A 456-nucleotide genomic window follows, 5' to 3' on the forward strand; every position below is an offset into this window, starting at 1 on the left:
ATCGGCCCCGGGAAAGCGGCCAACAGTACGCTGCTCTTCCCGCTGGTGGCGCTCTCTATCTCAACGGTGTATGAAGGATACGTCTGCCACATCAACCGAATCGACGGTTTCCTGCTGAATCTGGGCGGGAATATGGTGATGTACACGAGACCAGAGACCTGGTACAGGCGCCTGCATACGGTGTAAAACTCTTGCTTCTTAAGACCCCTATTCCTCTCATCCCCAGCGTGCCGTAATCCATTGCCCAGGCGTTCGTACCCCTTCCTTCCAGACCTCTGCGCTGACCGCCCATCCCGATCATATTGCCCCGCGCGACGCCGTACGTGGCGAGGGCGGCAAGGCCAAGGCCCGCCAGGAGCGATACGCTCCAGCCGCGGGCCAGCAGGGTGTCCCAGAAAAGGGGCACGATCCCTACAAGACCCAGCGCCGCCGCCGGCCAGAAACGCGCGGGCGGGC

1 pseudogene is annotated in these 456 nt (G+C 62.3%); it reads left to right on the forward strand.

What is annotated here, in order from left to right:
• Positions 1 to 186 (forward strand): annotated as a pseudogene (locus A6013_RS24275) (EamA family transporter); the annotation flags it as partial.
• Positions 187 to 456: the final 270 nt, after the last annotated feature.

Source organism: Enterobacter sp. IF2SW-B1, assembly GCF_001743375.1.
Lineage (GTDB): Bacteria > Pseudomonadota > Gammaproteobacteria > Enterobacterales > Enterobacteriaceae > Enterobacter > Enterobacter bugandensis.